This window comes from Thiorhodococcus mannitoliphagus, assembly GCF_010915725.1.
Classification (GTDB): domain Bacteria; phylum Pseudomonadota; class Gammaproteobacteria; order Chromatiales; family Chromatiaceae; genus Thiorhodococcus; species Thiorhodococcus mannitoliphagus.
This window is the reverse complement of sequence record NZ_JAAIJR010000029.1, coordinates 36345-51797: the sequence shown is the minus strand read 5'-3', so window position 1 is coordinate 51797 and position 15453 is coordinate 36345. Positions and strand designations below refer to the sequence as shown.

At 63.8% G+C, this 15453-nt stretch carries 15 protein-coding genes; 4 read left to right on the top strand and 11 right to left on the bottom strand.

The genetic code is table 11. The features are described 5' to 3' along the window. Nucleotides 1-387 precede the first annotated feature (387 nt). The 5 genes from G3480_RS09310 to G3480_RS09290 all read right to left on the bottom strand — a co-directional run bounded on the left by G3480_RS09310 (nt 388) and on the right by G3480_RS09290 (nt 4206). A complete protein-coding gene (locus G3480_RS09310) occupies nt 388-738 on the bottom strand; it encodes a glycine zipper 2TM domain-containing protein (protein ID WP_164653599.1) in 351 nt (116 codons plus the stop codon). Further along, complete coding sequence (locus G3480_RS09305; RefSeq protein ID WP_164653598.1) at nt 735-1505, bottom strand: MORN repeat-containing protein; 771 nt, start codon at nt 1503-1505, stop codon at nt 735-737. The genes G3480_RS09310 and G3480_RS09305 overlap by 4 nt, the downstream gene beginning before the upstream one ends. Nucleotides 1506-1830: 325 nt before the next feature. Continuing rightward, a complete protein-coding gene (locus G3480_RS09300; RefSeq protein ID WP_164653597.1) occupies nt 1831-2328 on the bottom strand; it encodes a DUF4124 domain-containing protein in 498 nt (165 codons plus the stop codon). A gap of 122 nt (nt 2329-2450) precedes the next feature. Then, nucleotides 2451-3506, bottom strand: a complete 1056-nt coding sequence (locus G3480_RS09295; protein ID WP_164653596.1) for a 3-deoxy-7-phosphoheptulonate synthase — start codon at nt 3504-3506, stop codon at nt 2451-2453. Between the two features lie 100 nt (nt 3507-3606). Beyond that, on the bottom strand, nt 3607-4206 hold the full coding sequence (locus G3480_RS09290) for a histidine phosphatase family protein (protein WP_164653595.1): 600 nt from the start codon (nt 4204-4206) through the stop codon (nt 3607-3609). Nucleotides 4207-4464: 258 nt separating this feature from the next. On the opposite strand from G3480_RS09290, the gene G3480_RS09285 reads away from it, so the two are divergent. The 3 genes from G3480_RS09285 (at nt 4465) to G3480_RS09275 (ending at nt 6013) form a co-directional block, all read left to right on the top strand. Continuing rightward, a complete protein-coding gene (locus G3480_RS09285; RefSeq protein ID WP_164653594.1) occupies nt 4465-4767 on the top strand; it encodes a hypothetical protein in 303 nt (100 codons plus the stop codon). Nucleotides 4768-4864: 97 nt separating this feature from the next. Further along, on the top strand, nt 4865-5329 hold the full coding sequence (locus G3480_RS09280; protein ID WP_164653593.1) for a hypothetical protein: 465 nt from the start codon (nt 4865-4867) through the stop codon (nt 5327-5329). A gap of 180 nt (nt 5330-5509) precedes the next feature. Next, entirely contained in the window at nt 5510-6013 is a 504-nt protein-coding gene (locus tag G3480_RS09275) for a bacteriohemerythrin (protein ID WP_164653592.1), read from the top strand. A gap of 161 nt (nt 6014-6174) precedes the next feature. On the opposite strand, the gene sdhB is transcribed toward G3480_RS09275, so the two are convergent. From sdhB to G3480_RS09260, 3 genes are read right to left on the bottom strand one after another with little or no spacing between them, the layout of a single operon-like run. Further along, entirely contained in the window at nt 6175-6978 is an 804-nt protein-coding gene (sdhB, locus tag G3480_RS09270) for a succinate dehydrogenase iron-sulfur subunit (RefSeq protein WP_164653591.1), read from the bottom strand. Beyond that, nucleotides 6975-8861 carry a succinate dehydrogenase (quinone) flavoprotein subunit gene (sdhA, locus tag G3480_RS09265; RefSeq protein ID WP_164653590.1) on the bottom strand — a complete coding sequence of 629 codons (1887 nt, stop codon included), beginning with the start codon at nt 8859-8861 and terminating at the stop codon, nt 6975-6977. The genes sdhB and sdhA overlap by 4 nt, the downstream gene beginning before the upstream one ends. Beyond that, on the bottom strand, nt 8858-9490 hold the full coding sequence (locus tag G3480_RS09260) for a succinate dehydrogenase/fumarate reductase transmembrane subunit (protein ID WP_164653589.1): 633 nt from the start codon (nt 9488-9490) through the stop codon (nt 8858-8860). The genes sdhA and G3480_RS09260 overlap by 4 nt, the downstream gene beginning before the upstream one ends. A 321-nt stretch (nt 9491-9811) precedes the next feature. On the opposite strand from G3480_RS09260, the gene G3480_RS09255 reads away from it, so the two are divergent. Further along, nucleotides 9812-10450 carry a PilZ domain-containing protein gene (locus G3480_RS09255; protein ID WP_164653588.1) on the top strand — a complete coding sequence of 213 codons (639 nt, stop codon included), beginning with the start codon at nt 9812-9814 and terminating at the stop codon, nt 10448-10450. A 168-nt stretch (nt 10451-10618) separates the two neighbouring features. Here G3480_RS09255 and G3480_RS09250 read toward each other — a convergent pair whose 3' ends face one another. The 3 genes from G3480_RS09250 to G3480_RS09240 form a co-directional block, all read right to left on the bottom strand. Then, nucleotides 10619-11710 carry a phosphotransferase enzyme family protein gene (locus tag G3480_RS09250; RefSeq protein WP_164653587.1) on the bottom strand — a complete coding sequence of 364 codons (1092 nt, stop codon included), beginning with the start codon at nt 11708-11710 and terminating at the stop codon, nt 10619-10621. 13 nt (nt 11711-11723) lie between these two features. After that, entirely contained in the window at nt 11724-13943 is a 2220-nt protein-coding gene (locus tag G3480_RS09245) for a RelA/SpoT family protein (RefSeq protein WP_164653603.1), read from the bottom strand. A gap of 69 nt (nt 13944-14012) precedes the next feature. Continuing rightward, a complete protein-coding gene (locus G3480_RS09240; RefSeq protein WP_164653586.1) occupies nt 14013-15251 on the bottom strand; it encodes a DUF1015 domain-containing protein in 1239 nt (412 codons plus the stop codon). Nucleotides 15252-15453: the final 202 nt, after the last annotated feature.

Below are 15453 nucleotides of genomic sequence, written 5' to 3'. Positions count from 1 at the left end.
TTCGGGGCCCGCCGGGGGGGCCCCCCCCACCCCTTGGCCCCCCCGGGGGCGGGGGGGGGGGGGGCCCCCCCCGGGGCGGGGGGGCGCCGGGGGGGGGGGCCCCCCGCCCCCACGTCGCTCTGCGTGAAAGATGTGCGGCGGGAAGCCGTCCTCGCCTCCTCCCTTTGGTAAACTGGCCCCACACGAAAACCTCGTCTAGCGCCCTATCGGACGACGGTCGCAAGCATCGCGCTCCGCCCATCGGTCACACAAGCAAGGCTCTCAGCGGCCCCATTTCAAGGGCGCCGCCAGTGCCTGGGATTGTTGGCTTCCAGGCCGACAGCTGTTGATCTGGAGGTCAGGACTCCCAGGGTCGTTCCGTCTCGCAAGCTGAGACGGAGCCGCGCACTAGCGGTGAGGAGGCGGGTGCCCGCCGGGAGGCGGCCGACGCCCTGGGGGCGGACCATGTTGAGCAGGCGGATGCCGAGGCGGCGGCAGGCGATGGTAGTCGTCGCGGCGATTATTGGCTGCCGCAGCGCCGGCGATACCACCGATGACAGCGCCGGCCGCGGCGCCTTCTTGTCCACCAAAGGCTCCTCCGACGATGCCGCCAACGGCGGCGCCGGCCAAGACGCCGGCCTCTGGAGCGGTGCTTGGCATCAAGGCGGCCGCCATCAGGAGAAGGGCAGAGACGGACGCGGCGAGGGTGGGCACTCGCTTGCGGAAGTCGCTGCGGTCACTGGATTGCTGTTGGCTCATTGGGCGCCTCCCGAAGCGGCTTGCTCACCCGATTGCTGATTGTCGACTCTGACGTCGTCCGTCCAGGTCTGCTGCTCTTGATCGCCATTCGGGCGCGTTACCCTGAAGACGCCGTCAGCCTTTCCCTGGCGCCAAACGCCTTGGTAGACGGAGCCATCGACCGCGAGGAAGACACCCTGGCCATTGGCCTTGCCGGCTTGGAAGTCGCCCCGAAACACCGAGCCGTTGGGGAACATGAGCACGCCCTGCCCTTGACGCTCTCCGTCGACGTAGCCGCCTTGATAGGATTCGCCATCGGCGGTGACCATGAGCCCTTCACCGTTAGGCTGATTGGCTTGAACCTCACCGAGATAGAGGGAACCGTCGGCCCCCTGATAGACGCCGGCGCCTTCGGCCGCGTCCGCCTTGAAGCTGCCCCAATAGCGCCCGCCGTCAGCCAGCTCGTAGAGCCCTTCACCCTCCTTGAGGCTCGCGACGAATCCGCCCTGATAGCGTGTCGCCCCTTTCTCGTCGAGCCTTTCCAATTCCCCCTCGCCCTCCGCCTTACCGGCCACGAAGGTGCCCTCGAAGTGCAGCAGGACCTGCCCTTCGGCGACGACATCGAGGACACCGTTACCGGACAGCTTTCCGTCCTCACATTCGCCAGTCCAGTGGATGACCCGCCCCGCCTTCAGGGGCTCATCTGCCCAAACTGTGCAGCCGCTGCCCTCGACGGGAAGCCAGTGATCCTGGCCATAGGTCGCGCACGCACCTAGGGTCAGCACCACACCTAGAGACCGCGAGAGCCATGGTCCATGCGGAGATGGCCATCTCTTCTTGAATCTGCTCATTTGCATCAAGCCTATGGTTGTTGAAAAAGGGCCCCGACGCTTGACCCAGGGATCGGCCGCCGGCCGGCCCAGTGGATTGGGGAAGCTGTTGGACGCCCGGCGCCGATCGAGAGCGCAGCCATCGCGCTCCGTGGATGGCACTGATGCCCAAGTATGGTCTAGAAATGCGACGGGTGCCTTTCGCCATCCACGCACCCCTCAAAGGGCGTCGTCCTCGCTCACAAACCTCGACAGCAGCCTCGAGCCGGCGGCATCTCGGCGCTCAGTCGCAGTATTGGTCGACCAGGGCTTGGTGGTGCTCGAGCTTGCCTTCGTTGTAGTCCTTTTCCGTGCGCTTGCGGTAGCCCTGCATGACTTTCTGCTTCCACTTGGCCGCTTCGGCGCGATGCTTGGCGCATTTGGCGCGGTCTGGTGTCTTGGGTGACTGTCCAGTCGCGCGCTTGGTGGCGGCCGCGGCTTGCCTCCTAGCGCTGCGACGGCTGCGATCCAAGCGCTCGCGCTCGGTGCGCATCTGCTTGGCTTGGGTGCCGATCGAATAATCCCGCGCGGATGCCCCTGCTTCAGAGCCGTTCGGTCCGCGGATATCGATCTCAAAGGGGTCTACATCGGCGCGACCGCCGCAGGCCGTTTGCTGATAGACCATGTGGCCATCCGGCTGTCGGCACTTGTAGAGCCCGGCGCGAGCGTCTGCGGCGATCAGCAGTGCGAGGCCCAGCGCAATGGCTGACCCCTGGGCCTGAAGCGGACGTGAAGCATCCATGGTCTGTCTCCTTCTCGTGCTCGAGTTTCGAGCGGAGGTCCCTTGGAGCAAGCTCCAATAGGCTTCTTGAGAAGGATCAGACCATAGCGCGAAACACGATCAGTGCTCAAGCGGCTGTGCTGTCAGCAGCAGTCGCGGCGCCTTGCGCAGGCTTGGGCGAGCTCACGGAGCATGGGCTCGGTGTCATCCCAGCCCAGGCAGGCGTCGGTAATGCTCTGGCCGAAGATGAGGTCGTCCGCGGCCCCGGCATTTTGGCGGCCACCGACCAAGTGGCTTTCGATCATGGTGCCGATGATGCGGCGGTCACCGCGGGCGATCTGGCCCGAGACATCTTGCGAAATGCGGACCTGCTTCTCGGGCTTCTTGCCGCTGTTGGCGTGGCTGAAGTCGATCATGATCTTGGGTGTCAGGCCGGAATCGGCGATTTGCTCCGCCGCGATGTTCACGCTCTCCGTATCGTAGTTGGGGCGCTGACCGCCGCGCAGGATGACGTGCGCGTCCACGTTGCCGGTGGTGCTGAAGATCGCGGACCGTCCCGCCTTGGTCACCGACATGAACACGTGGGGTCTTGCGGCCGCGTGGATGGCGTCAATGGCGACCTTGACGTCGCCGTTGGTCGCGTTCTTGAACCCGATCGGGCACGACAGGCCGGATGCCAGCTCGCGGTGGCCCTGGCTTTCCGTTGTGCGGGCGCCGATCGCGCCCCAGCTGACCTGGTCGGCGATGTATTGCGGGCTGATGAGGTCGAGGAACTCGGTGCCCGAGGGCATGCCCATTTCATTGAGATCCAGCAAGAGCTTGCGGGCGATGCTCAGACCCTTGTTGATCTCGAAGCTGCCGTCCAGGTTGGGATCATTGATGAGTCCCTTCCAGCCGACCGTGGTCCGTGGTTTCTCGAAATAGACCCGCATAACCAGGAGCAGATCCCGACCGAGTTCCTCGCGCAGCGGCTGGAGACGTTTGGCATATTCGAGCGCTGCCTCGGGATCATGCACCGAGCAGGGTCCGACGACGACCAGCAGCCGATCATCGCTGCCGTGCAGGATGCGCTGGATCTCGTGGCGGGTGTCGTAGACGGTGTTGGCCGCAGTCTCGGACAGCGGGTATTCGCGATGGAGTTCTTCGGGAGAGCGCACTTCGGTGATTTCGCGAATGCGCAGATCGTCGGTTCGATGCATGGAGTGGCGCCGCAGCGTGTCGGAAAACCCAAAAGTATAAACGAATTACCAAGCGTTCTGGTCGGCTGGAGATGCGTCGTGACACTGGGCCTGCCAGTATTCACGGCAGGCGTCGGCGGTTGACGAACTCGACGCGCGGACCTAAGTCATCCGTGCAGACCCGGCTCAGGCCGGCATAGTCGACCCGCAGGCGGTACCAGGCGCTCGGATCCGCTGCCAGGGCATGGCCGATCAATGCGCGAGTCACGCCAGCGTGGCAGACGATGAGCAGGCGGCGCCCCGGATAGGTCATGGTCTGCCGGGCGTAGGCAGCGGTGATGCGGTTCAAGAAGACCTCAAGGGGCTCCGCGCCTGGCGGCCGGTGGCCAACGGGGTCACGGTGGAAGGCGGCGACGGCGTCTGGCTCGGTGGCCGCGACCTCCGCATGCGAGCGCCCTTCCCAAGCACCCAAGCCGACCTCCATGAAGCCGGGCTCCACCGCCAGTGGCAGTGCGTGCCGACTGGCGAGTTCGCGCGCGAAGGCGAAGCAGCGCTGCATCGGCGAGCTGATGATCTGGTCCCAGCTGGCCTGATCGCCGACGGCGGTCCACATCTGTCGCCAGCCGGTCTCGGAAAGCGGGTCGTCGGCACCATTGCCCCGGTAGCGACGGCCGCCGACGGGCTCGCCGTGTCGGATGAGATCGACTTGCGTTGTTTTCATGCGTCTCTTCTTCTTGAGCCTCTGTGGAAACACCTGTATTTAGGTGGTCCGAGGAACGGCTGATGTGTCGCGTTTCCCCTCCGCCCCAGGGATGGCCGGGTATTTTCACGCGCCGCAGGTGTTTGAGAGTGGGGCGGCTCGCGCACCCTGTTTTCGCATCGCGAGCCGATCATCAGATGCCAGGATGGCACTTAATGTGTGCTTTCCCCTAAGCACAACCTTGGTCAAGTCAGCGCTCGTCTGGAGCAGGTCATCAGTATGAAATCCAAGATATACGAGGGTATTCACAAGCAGGAAGATGGCGCCATGACGCCGACCGCCAACGTCATCAGAGATGCCTGGGTGTTCGGCATTCTGCCTGAGGACGAGACCTGCGAGGGCTGGGTGCTGCAGGGCATCGACGCCCTCTATGACAAGGTCAGCGCGGCCTGGGAGCCCTATGGGCACCTGGCATCGAATCTTCCGCCCGAGCTGCGTGAGCGCCATGCGCGCATCTATGCCGCAGCCGTCGAGCGGGCGCGCGCCGAGGGCTGGAACCCCGAGCTTGGCGACGACGACTGAGGGCTAGGATCCATCCGGGTTCGGCCTTCGGGCTTCAGCCCGCAGCTTCAGGCGCTCCTAGCCTAGCTGCATTGTTTAATGAGGCTGTGGGTGCGCCATGGGCAGTTACTACGTCAGAGAGACCTTCTTCCGACCCGATCAGGAAGCGGCGCGCGAGTCGAGCAGCATCCCTGCGGGTCTCTGCAATCGGCTGCAGCGCTTGCTGCGCGCCGCCGATGCCGCCTGTGTCTTCCTCCCCATCCGCCCCATGCAGTACCTCGCGGTGGTGGAGCGCGATGAGATCGTCTTCGTCGACGCGCAAGGCGGTTATGCCCATCAAGATGGCGAGGGCGGACGACTGATCCGCCTTGCCTGGCAGCCGGCAGTCGGCCGGGATTCCATCAGCGCCCCCGTTCCCTGTGAGATGGTCTATTATTTTAGAGGGTTGCGTGAGGTCCAATTACGGCTCCTTGCGGAGATTGGGCCGGCACTGGACCGCATGCTGGAATGCCAGCGCGATCAAGGCATCCAAGCTTGGGAGGGGCGCGTGCTGCCCTTCCGGCAACCGCCAGGGTTGAGATAGCGCATCTCGCCCGCAGGCTCCGAAGGCGGCTGCCACTCGTGCCCAAGCCGTGCGGGACCCATAAAATTATCGAGCGCAAGGCTGCGCCTTCTCATCTGACCGAGTCAACCCGGCACCCCTGGGTGCAATAACCTAACCAAAAATCATCGGACCGCAAGAGTCCGGGAGACGGAGGATTTGATGCCGAAACTCTTAACCTGGCGCGAGGATTGGTCTCTCCATATCGAAGCATTGGATCGAGATCACCGCGCTCTGATCGACCTCTTCGCTGACATTTGCATCCGGTTTTGCCCGGAGGCGTCGAGCGGTCGATGCGGAGATGCCAACGCCCTCATGGACGCCCTGACCTACCTCGGGGAGTCGATGCGTGAGCATTTCCGTCGCGAAGAAGACTTCATGAGAGGCTTCGACTACGAGGGCATTGGCGAGCATCAGAGCGAGCATGCCCTCTTGATGGCTGAGTTCACCGCGATGTTGCGCGAGTGGCGCGCCGAAGGGATGCAGGTGTTCGACGGGCTGGCCCAAGGCTTGGTGCGCGATTGGCTCCTGGCGCACATCCTGGGCGCGGACCGCAGCTTCGCCGAGGCTTACTCGCGCCTCTGTGGTCGCGAGGATGATGCGGACTACCAGCGAACCATGTCTGTCTATCAATCCAGCTATCGCACCTCGCTGGTCCGCCGCTGACGCCTGCTTAACGCGTCGTCCAGAGACTGCCCGCGATTTCGTGATCGGGTGAGTGAATCGCGGGCCGCCCTTGGCCTGAGGCGTCGATCCTAGAAAGCGCTGCCAGCCACGAAACACCGCCCACCGACCACCATCGCGACAGCGAGCCGGCAAGGGCCAACCTATCCAAACAAGTCTTTCAACGCCTGCAGTGTCGTCTCGCGGCCAAGCTCACCAATGGCGGTCGTCAGCGGGATGGCTTTTGGGCAGACCCTGACGCAATTCTGGGCGTTTCCGCAGTCGCTCAGCCCTCCCTCGCCCATGATGGCGTGCAGTCGCTCGGTCTTGTCGTAACGGCCGGTTGGGTGGGAGTTCATCAATCTGACCTGGGCCAAGGGCGCCGGCCCGATGAAGTTCGCGTGCGGGCCGAATTGCGGGCAGGCGGCCATGCAGCAGCCGCAGCTCATACAGCGGCTGTAGAGGTAATTGTCCGACCACTGACGCGGTGAGATCCGGGGCGCGCCTTCGTGGGTGTCCCAAGCGCCGTCGATGTCGATCCAGGCCTTGACGTGCTGGAAGCCGGTATCGATGCGTGATCGATCCACCACCAGGTCCCGCACGACCGGGAATTTCGGCAAGGGCGCGAGCACGATGGGCTGCTCGAGTTGATCGACCAGCGCCGAGCAAGCGGGCCGTGGCACGCCGTTGATGAGCATGGCGCAGGAGCCGCAGACCTCCTCCATGCAGTTGCGCTCCCAGGCGACGGGTTCGACCCGCTGACCCGAGGTCGTGACGGGGTTGCTGCGCAGCGCCAGGAGCGCCGAGACGACGTTGTGGTCCGCTTCGTAGGGCAGCCTGAAGTCCTGCCAGTAGGCTGGGCTGTCTGGCCGGTCCTGTCGCCGGATCCTCAGATGGATGGCTTCCACGGACAGGCTGTCGTCTTGGGACGCGGAGCCATCCGCTGCGGTGTCTTGGGCTGGGGTCATCGATAGTCGCGTGGATTGACGGGAGGATAGAGGCTGGTGTCCACGGGCTCGAAGTCGATCTTCGGGCCATCGGGGCGATGCTCGGCGATGGTCGTCTTGAGCCAGCGGGCGTTGTTCGCCTGCCAGCGCGCGCGGTAGTCCTCGAACTCAGGGTCGCCCGGGAATTTGCCCTCGGGGATGGCGAGCTTGAATTCGGGCTTGTAGTGCGCGCCGCGACACTCGTCGCGGGCGAGCGCGCTCTGCGTCACCACCATTGCGAGCTGGAGCATGTCGCGCAGCTGCCGTGCGAAGGAGAGGGATTGATTCGCCCACTGCTTGGCGTCTCCGAGCCGAATCCGGTCCAGGCGCGCGTCGAGTTCGCGCAGCTCTTCCAGGGCGACCTCCAGCTCCGGATTGGCGCGCACGACACCGACCTTGGCCGTCATCAGTTCGCCAAGCTCGCGATGGATTTGGAAGGGGCTCTCAGGCCCATCGCTGCGCATCATGTGCTGATTCAGCGACTCCTGACGCGCGATGAGGCTGTCGATGTCGTGCTGGCGCAGCCTCGGTCGATCGGACCCAAGCCCGCGCAGATAGCAGGCCGCGGACGCGCCTGCGACACGCCCGGAAAAGCTGGCGGAGAGCAGCGAGTTGGCGCCCAGGCGATTGGCGCCGTGATAGGCGTAGTCGCACTCGCCGCAGGCGTAAAGACCGGGGATGCTGGTCGCATGGTTGCGCGGACTCTCCGAGACCATGCCGCCGTTCGCGTCGCGCTCGAAGTCGACCCAGAGTCCGCCCATGGGGTAATGCGCGGCCGGGAAGATCTCCATGGGCTCATCGAGTGGGTCAACGCCGGCGAACTTGCGATAGATGTCCAAGATGGCGCCCAGCCGCGTCGCGACGAAGCTGCGGTCCAGATGCGTCAGGTCGAGGTAGACGCGGTCGGTGCCGCGCAGGCCGAGTCCCATCTGTCGGGTGACACGCCAGATGGCGCGCGAGGCCTCGTCACGCGCCACCGTGTTGCCGTAGGACGGGAACATCTCCTCGAGGATATAGAGGCGTTCGGCTTCTGGGATGGACTTGGGAGCGCGTCGATCGTCCGGAGTGCGTGGCACCCAGATGCGCCCGCCTTCCCCGCGTGCGGCCTCGCTCATGAGGCGTGTCTTGTCACGCCCGATCATAGTGGTTGGGTGGAACTGGAAGAATTCGGCATTGGCAAAGCGCGCGCCTTGCCGATAGCAGCGGCTCGCGGCCGCGCCCGTGCAGTTCGTGGATGTCGTCGTATTGGGGGCATAGATCTGGCCGAAGCCCCCTGTCGCGAGCACGACGACCTCAGCCGGGAAGGCGCGCACCTCCAGACTGTTCAGGCCCATGGCCAGGATGCCGCGGCAGTTGCCCGCCTCGTCCTTGAGCAACTCGAGAAACTCCCACCACTCGTGCTTGGTGACCTGGCCCAGGGACTCCAGCCGGCGGACCTGCTGGTCGACGCCATAGAGCAATTGCTGACCCGTGCTGGCACCGGCGAAACAGGTGCGCTTGTTCTTGACCCCGCCGAAGAGGCGCTGGTCCAAGAGACCCTCGGCAGTGCGCGAAAAGGTCACGCCCATGCGGTCGAAGGTGCGGATGAGTCCGGGCGCACTCTCGCACATGCTCTTGATCGGGGGCTGATTGGCGAGGTACTCGCCGCCCTTGATGGTATCGATGATGTGCTGCCGGACCGAGTCATGCTGGCCCTTGGTGTCGAGCACGGCGTTGATGCCGCCCTGGGCGCAGACCGAATGGCTGCGGCGCACCTCGAATAGCGAGAAGAGTTGCACCGGAAAGCCGGCGTTGGCGAGGGTGAGGGTTGCCCAGAGCCCGCCGAGCCCGCCGCCAATCACGATGGCTCCCCCGCTGCCGGTCATGGCAGGAACCCTAGCATGCCTTGGATGCCGATGAGCGCGAGGAGGACGCCAAATCCGCCGCAGACATAGCCGAAGCGCCTTTGGGCCGCAGCCGATGCGGTCAGTCCCCAGACGATTCCCATGGTGGCTAGACCATTCGCGAGATGGAATACGGACAACAGCAGTCCGATCAGATAGAGCCAGAAGATCAGGGGCTGGATCAGGAGGTGCTGCATGTGAGCATAGAGGTCGGCGCGAATCGCCGGCTCCCACAGCCCCTGGATCCGCGTCATGCCGATGTGCAGGACGAGAAAGCCCAGGATGCCGATTCCGGAGATGCGCTGCAGCCCATAGAGCAGGTTTCTGAGGTAGGAATAGCGCCTTGGCTCCCAGCGCATTTGGGTCGAGATCAGGAGTCCATATCCGGCATGGAGGGTCAGCGGCAATGCGATGACGGCGATCTCGATGATCGACAGATAGTTCATGCCCTGGAGAAAGGCAACGACCTCGCCGTTGTAGTGCGATGCCCCGAACCTGGACTGTGAGTTCTCCCAGAGATGAAAGACCAGGAAGGCGCCGACCGGCACCAGACCAAGCAGCGAATGCAGCCTGCGCAGCAAAAAATGCGAATTTTCGATCGACTCAGCCATCTCTCACAACGCAGCCATCTCTCACAACTCAATCGGCTAATTCCGCATCTTAGTTCGGGATTCGCGCGCTGTCCGTGATCCTGCGCAGTCGTCTCGGCAATGGCCTGTCGCGGGCTCCGTGCCTAAGACGCGCGCTCAGCGGGAGTTCATTCATCCATGACTTGTCTGAAACATCAGCCATACTTGATACTTAGACCTCAGTCCCGATACTTTGGATCGGTTTGAGTCTCGGCGATGTGAAGGATCTCGCGGCCGGTCGATGGGTACCCGCGAGCCGGGCAAGTTGATCTGTCTTCCGACGACGAGATGGTGATTGATTAAGTGGCATCGCGCGGCAACAACATCCTTTCCTCTGAGGAGCTGGATTACATCCAAAAGCTCTTCACTCAGCCCGAGCACGCGTCCGAGGACGAGGCCGGCGGCTGGCTTCGTGTCTCCGAGGATGCCGCCGGACTGCTCGAGGCATTCTCCGAGAGCCCGCGTATCGAACTGCAAGCGGGCTGGCAGGGCCACAGGCTGCGCTTCCCGCTGAAGCCGCGTGCACGTCTGGATACCGGCGAGATGACGCTTGAGGTCGGCGTCCCTGAGGTCTTGGAAGGTGGTGAGCGCTCGCGCAGCTGGCGGGTGCCCTTGGACAGTGACCAAGAGATGCGGCTCGTCGATCAGAGCGGGCGCCTCGAGCGTCCGCGTGTGATCAATCTCTCCTATACCGGAATGGCGGTCGAGCAGGCCGCAGATCAGGCGCCAGAGCTGGATCAGGCCCTCATGGATCTGCGCCTGGTCTTGCCCGGTGAGGCGGAGTACGTGCGTCTCCTCGGCCATGTCGTGAGACACACCCCGCTCGACGAAAAGCGGGTGCGGTTAGGGATCCGTTTCGAGCCACTGGAAGGCGAGCCCCGAGACATGCTCGGCCGCTACATCCTGCGTCGGCACAAGGAGCTGCAGGAGTCCGCGCGATAGCAAGGTCGGCATAGGGCATGGGGTCGCCCGGCCGGTTGAGTGGGCGATCCGATGATCGCCGCACTCTTAGAAAGCGCCCATCAATTGTTTCCCGATGCGAGCGATGCCGCCCGAAATCCCCCCTGGCCCCCCTTTGCGAAAGGGGGGAAGTTGTTGATGGTCACTTTCTTAGTCGAAGACGCGCGCAATCATCTGCCTGAGCCTTGATTCTTTGCGCTCAATATCCGCTACCAAGGCAAGTTGAATCTGTGCCTTGATGAGATTCTGCTCGGGAAACTCGACACGAAAGTAGCGGTTTCCCTCGAGGTAATCCGTCAAGAACCTGATTCCCAGTTCGAGTGGGATGAGGGCGATCGCCTCAAAGAGCGTTTCGATCTCCGCGTGGGACAGCAGCCCTCTCATCTCTGTGGCATATCCGCTGAGGATGGCCTCGCAACTCGCGAGATCGAAGCGCGTCGCGTCTGGAGCTGCGCCCGCTTCGCCACGCCTGTTGCAGCAGGAGCGCAGGCAGTCGCCCAGATCGTGCTGGACGAGCCCTGGCTGGACCGTGTCTAGGTCGATGAGCGCCACGGCCTTGGAGCCGTCTTGCGCGAAGAGGATATTGTCCAGTTTGGGATCGCCGTGGGTGATCCGCGTCTTGGTGCGGCCGTCGCGCTTCGCCGCCTCCAAGGCCCCAACGCGATGCGCGCGCCGGGTGATTTGCTCGACCAGCGCCTCGACGGCACTGGAGCGCCTGCCAGCCTGGGTCACGACGACTTGGTGCAGTCGCTCCAAATAGGTGCCAGTCTCATGCAACTCGGGGAGTGAGCGTCCGAAGCGCTCCAAGGGCAGCTTGGCCGCCGTCCGATGAAAGGTCCCCAAGACGTGCCCGACCTCTCGGGCCTCGCCGGCGCTCTCCAATCGGGTCAGCGTCTTGGTGTTGGGGATGAGTTCCATCATCCGCCAGACCTCGCCGCTGTCGTCGCGCGTTAAGGCGGCGCCATCCTGGGTCAGGATGATGCGGGGAATACGCACATCGGTCTCGTCCTGCTTCAAGAGTTCGGTCAGGACGAGCAGATTCGCCATGATCTGCTCGGGGCGCGGAAAGACGTGGCTGTTGATGCGCTGCAGGACGTAGCCTCGAGCCGCAGTCGAGACGGCGAAGGTGTCGTTGATCAGGCCACGTCCCAAGGGTCGAATCCCGACCACCTGGGCGTCGAGGTCGAACCGACCCGCGATCGTCTCGAGCGCGGGTGTCGGCGGTCGTCTCGATGCGCTCATGGTGTACGCCCTCCTATAGCGAACGTCTAACGCTCAGAACATCCGGGAGCTGCTGAAGCTTGCCCGTGAGGCGCTCGACCTGTCGCATGTCTCTGACCTCGATGGTGAAACGCATGGAGGCGGTGTCCGTGCTGCGCTCTGAATGGGTGTTGACGCCCACCACATCGACATTGTCGTCGGAAAAGATGGAGGTGATATCGCGCAGCAAGCCCTTGCGGTCGGAGGCGACGACGAGCAGGTCGACAGGGTAGATCGATTCCACCGGCTGATCCGCCCAGCGCACATCCATCAAGCGCTCGGCCTCCTCCGGCGGCAGGTGGCGCACATTGCTGCAGCTCTTGCGGTGAATGCTGACGCCGCGGCCGCGGGTCACGAAGCCCACGATGGCGTCGTGCGGCACCGGCTTGCAGCATTGCGCCATGTGGGTCATGAGGTCGTCGACGCCTTCGACGATGACGTCTCCGGTCGGTGACGTCTTGTGCTTGGTCGGCGCGCGGGGCTTAGGATCAGGTTGCTTCGCTTTCGCCTCTTCCGCCTTGGGGTCGCCGACCTTGCGCGCGACCAGGCCCACGGCCAGATCGCCGCGCCCGATGGCCGCGAGCATGTCCTCGCCGCGCTTGAAGTTGAAGCGTGGTGCAAGCTCGTCGAAGTGGGGCTTCTCGACAATGCCGAGCCGCGCGATCTCGCGTTCGAGGGCGGTGCGGCCCTCGTGCAGGTTCTGGTCGAAGCTCTGCTGCTTGAACCACTGACGCACCCGGTTGCGCGCCCGCGCGGTCGTGAGATAGCCGTGGTGGGGGCTGAGCCAGTCGCGGCTGGGGGCGGCGTTCTTCTGGGTCAGGATCTCGACCGTATCGCCGCTGTTGAGTCTGTAGTTCAGCGGGACGATGCGATCATTGACGCGGGCGCCGCGGCAACGGTTGCCCACCTCCGAGTGGATGGTGTAGGCGAAATCGAGCGGCGTTGAGCCCTTTGCAAGCTCGACCACCTTGGACTGCGGCGTCAAAACATAGATGTGGACGGGCTCGAGTTCCGCCTGGAAACGCTCCACGAAGTTCGTGGGGTCGTCGCTCTCGTTCTTGAGCTCCAGCCAATTGCGCATCCAGACGACGCGGCGCTGGAATTCGGCGTCATGGCCCTTTGCTTCCTTGTAGGCCCAGTGCGCGGCGACACCATACTCGGCATGTCGATGCATGTCGTAGGTGCGGATCTGCACCTCGAGCGACTTGTCCTCTGGCCCGATCACCGCGGTGTGCAGCGATTGGTACATATTTCCCTTGGGCGTGGCGATGTAGTCGTCGAACTCCTTGGGGATGTGCTTCCAGAGTCCGTGTACGACGCCGAGCGCGGCATAACAGTCGGCGACTGTGCGGACCATGATGCGCACAGCGCGCAGATCGAAGATCTCGGCGATGTCGACCGCCTTGCGCTGCATCTTCTTCCAGATACTGAAGATGTGCTTGGGACGCCCCGTGATCTCGACTGGGATGTCCGCCTCCGCGAACTTCTCGCGCAGGGTTTGGATGACCTCCGTGATGTAATGCTCGCGCTCCTCGCGGCGCTCGGCGAGCAGTTCGGCGATCCGCTTGTACTCCCCTGGCTGAAGGTAGCGCAGGGTCAAGTCCTCCAGCTCCCATTTGACCTGCCAGATGCCCAGCCGATTGGCGAGCGGGGCATAGACGCGCTGGGTATCGCGCGCGATCTTGGTCCGTCGGCCTGGCTCCAGATCCTTGATGGCGCGCATCAGGTGCACGCGCTCGGCGAGAACGACGAGCACGACGCGCACGTCCTCGGCGATCCCTAGCAGGAGTCGGCGCAGGTTCTCTTCATGCTCGGGCTGATCCTTCTCGGCGATGACGGCATCGACGGTCGCGATCTGACCGATGCGCGCGAGGTCGCCAACCATGCCGGCAATGGCGGATCCGAAGCGCTCGCAGAGTTGCGCTTCGCTAATGTCGCCATGTGCCAAGCAGCCGTTGAGCAGGGCGGCGATCAGGGTAGCCTCGTCCATGCGCAGACTGAAGAGGATGTCCGCCGTTGAGATGGCATGGCGCACATGGGTCTCGCCCGTATCGATATGGCGGTCACCGTGACACTCGGCCATGGCGTAGCAGGCGTCCGCGATCTTCGCGACCTCCTCCTTGCTGTAGTGCGCGTCGATACTCTGCAGCCAGTGCTGAATGGCCGTGCGGTCGTCCGTGTCTTGATCAGGGAGGTTATAGGTGGGCTTGACCATGTTGAGGGCCTTGGTGACCGACGATTCCATACCGAGGCCGGCCTGGATTCGCGAGGGTCTGAGTGATGCTCAGTGCTCGTCGAGGACCAAGCTGACGAGACCATCCGCGAGCTTGGGTTCGAACCAGGTGGACTTCGGCGGCATGACCTCGCCGGCGTCGGCGACTGCCATCAGGTCCTCCATGCCTGTGGGATAGAGTGAGAAGGCCACGGCCATCTCACCGGAATCGACCCGCTCGGCGAGCCCCGCCAACCCGCGGATGCCACCGACGAAGTCGATGCGGTCGTCGCGTCTGGGGTCGCTGATGCCGAGAATGGGCTTGATGAGGTGGTCCTGCAGCAGGCTGACGTCCAGTCGCGCGACAGGGTCGTCGCGCGGGATGAGTTGCGGATCCAGTGTCAGCTGGTACCACTGCCCCTCAAGGTACATGCCGTATTCGGCGGGTGCCGATGGCTTCAGCGGTTCGTCCGAGGGCGCGACATTGAAGCTGCTCCTGATCCTTTCCAGGAATGCCGCCGGATCCTGACCATTGAGGTCACGAACGACGCGGTTGTAGTCGAGGATCTGCATCTGGTCGTGCGGGAAGATGACGGCGAGGAAGCCTTCGTCTTGACTCGAGGATTGACTGGGCTGGCGCCTGCGCGCCGCGACCCGTGAGGCCGCCGCGGAGCGGTGATGGCCGTCGGCCACATAGAGGGCATCCAATGCGCTGAAGGCCTGAGTCAGGAAGTCGATGTCTTGCGCGTCGGTGATGCACCAAAGCTCGTGACGGACGCCGTTCGGCGCGGTGATATCGACATCCGGGACGCCGCCGCTGATGTGGGCGAGGCGCGCATCGACCTCGGCGTGCGCGCGATAGACCAGGAAGACTGGCCCGGTTTGGGCATCGAGTGCCTCGATTTGGCGCACGCGGTCATCTTCCTTGACCGGGCGGGTAAGCTCGTGCTTCTTGATCCGGTTGCGATCGTAGGCGGCGATCGAGGCCGCGCCAACCAGCCCGGTTTGTCGATGATCGCCCATGGTCAACCGGTAGACGTAGTAGCTTGGGCTCGGATCACGAATCAGCACCTGGGCCTCGATCATTCGCTCCAGGTTCTGGCGCGCCTTGGCATAGACCTCTGGCGCGTAGGGGTCGGTTCCAAGGGGCAGGTCGACCTCGGGCCGTGAAATATGCAGAAAGCTCCAAGGCCGTCCTTCGACCATCTGTCTCGCTTCGGCCGCGTTCATGACGTCATAGGGTGGTGCTGCGACATCGCCCGCGCGACCAGTTGCCGGGCGCAGGCCGGCGAAGGGTTTGATCAGAGTCATCGGAGGGTTACTCCTCAATGGGTCTGCTCTTCAATGCGTTTGCTCCTCAATGCGTTTGCTCCTCAAGTCGGTGCCTTGAGCGCGATCGGGGGGCGTCCAGGTTCTTGGAAGCGTCCCGAGGTGGTGCAATTTGCCGAACTCTAGCGAGGCTTCGCCTCAGACCGACGAGTCATGCCATCGGGATCGCCATCGGAATCGGGAT

Bases quoted from the DNA above. Each gene is read 5' to 3' on its own strand.
- G3480_RS09240 (WP_164653586.1), bottom strand. From the start codon at position 15,251: ATGACTCTGATCAAACCCTTCGCCGGCCTGCGCCCGGCAACTGGTCGC.
- G3480_RS09275 (WP_164653592.1), top strand. From the start codon at position 5,510: ATGCCGAAACTCTTAACCTGGCGCGAGGATTGGTCTCTCCATATCGAA.
- G3480_RS09250 (WP_164653587.1), bottom strand. From the start codon at position 11,710: ATGAGCGCATCGAGACGACCGCCGACACCCGCGCTCGAGACGATCGCG.
- G3480_RS09280 (WP_164653593.1), top strand. From the start codon at position 4,865: ATGGGCAGTTACTACGTCAGAGAGACCTTCTTCCGACCCGATCAGGAA.
- sdhB (WP_164653591.1), bottom strand. From the start codon at position 6,978: ATGACCCCAGCCCAAGACACCGCAGCGGATGGCTCCGCGTCCCAAGAC.
- G3480_RS09310 (WP_164653599.1), bottom strand. From the start codon at position 738: ATGAGCCAACAGCAATCCAGTGACCGCAGCGACTTCCGCAAGCGAGTG.
- G3480_RS09285 (WP_164653594.1), top strand. From the start codon at position 4,465: ATGAAATCCAAGATATACGAGGGTATTCACAAGCAGGAAGATGGCGCC.
- G3480_RS09290 (WP_164653595.1), bottom strand. From the start codon at position 4,206: ATGAAAACAACGCAAGTCGATCTCATCCGACACGGCGAGCCCGTCGGC.
- sdhA (WP_164653590.1), bottom strand. From the start codon at position 8,861: ATGACCGGCAGCGGGGGAGCCATCGTGATTGGCGGCGGGCTCGGCGGG.
- G3480_RS09295 (WP_164653596.1), bottom strand. From the start codon at position 3,506: ATGCATCGAACCGACGATCTGCGCATTCGCGAAATCACCGAAGTGCGC.
- G3480_RS09300 (WP_164653597.1), bottom strand. From the start codon at position 2,328: ATGGATGCTTCACGTCCGCTTCAGGCCCAGGGGTCAGCCATTGCGCTG.
- G3480_RS09260 (WP_164653589.1), bottom strand. From the start codon at position 9,490: ATGGCTGAGTCGATCGAAAATTCGCATTTTTTGCTGCGCAGGCTGCAT.
- G3480_RS09245 (WP_164653603.1), bottom strand. From the start codon at position 13,943: ATGGTCAAGCCCACCTATAACCTCCCTGATCAAGACACGGACGACCGC.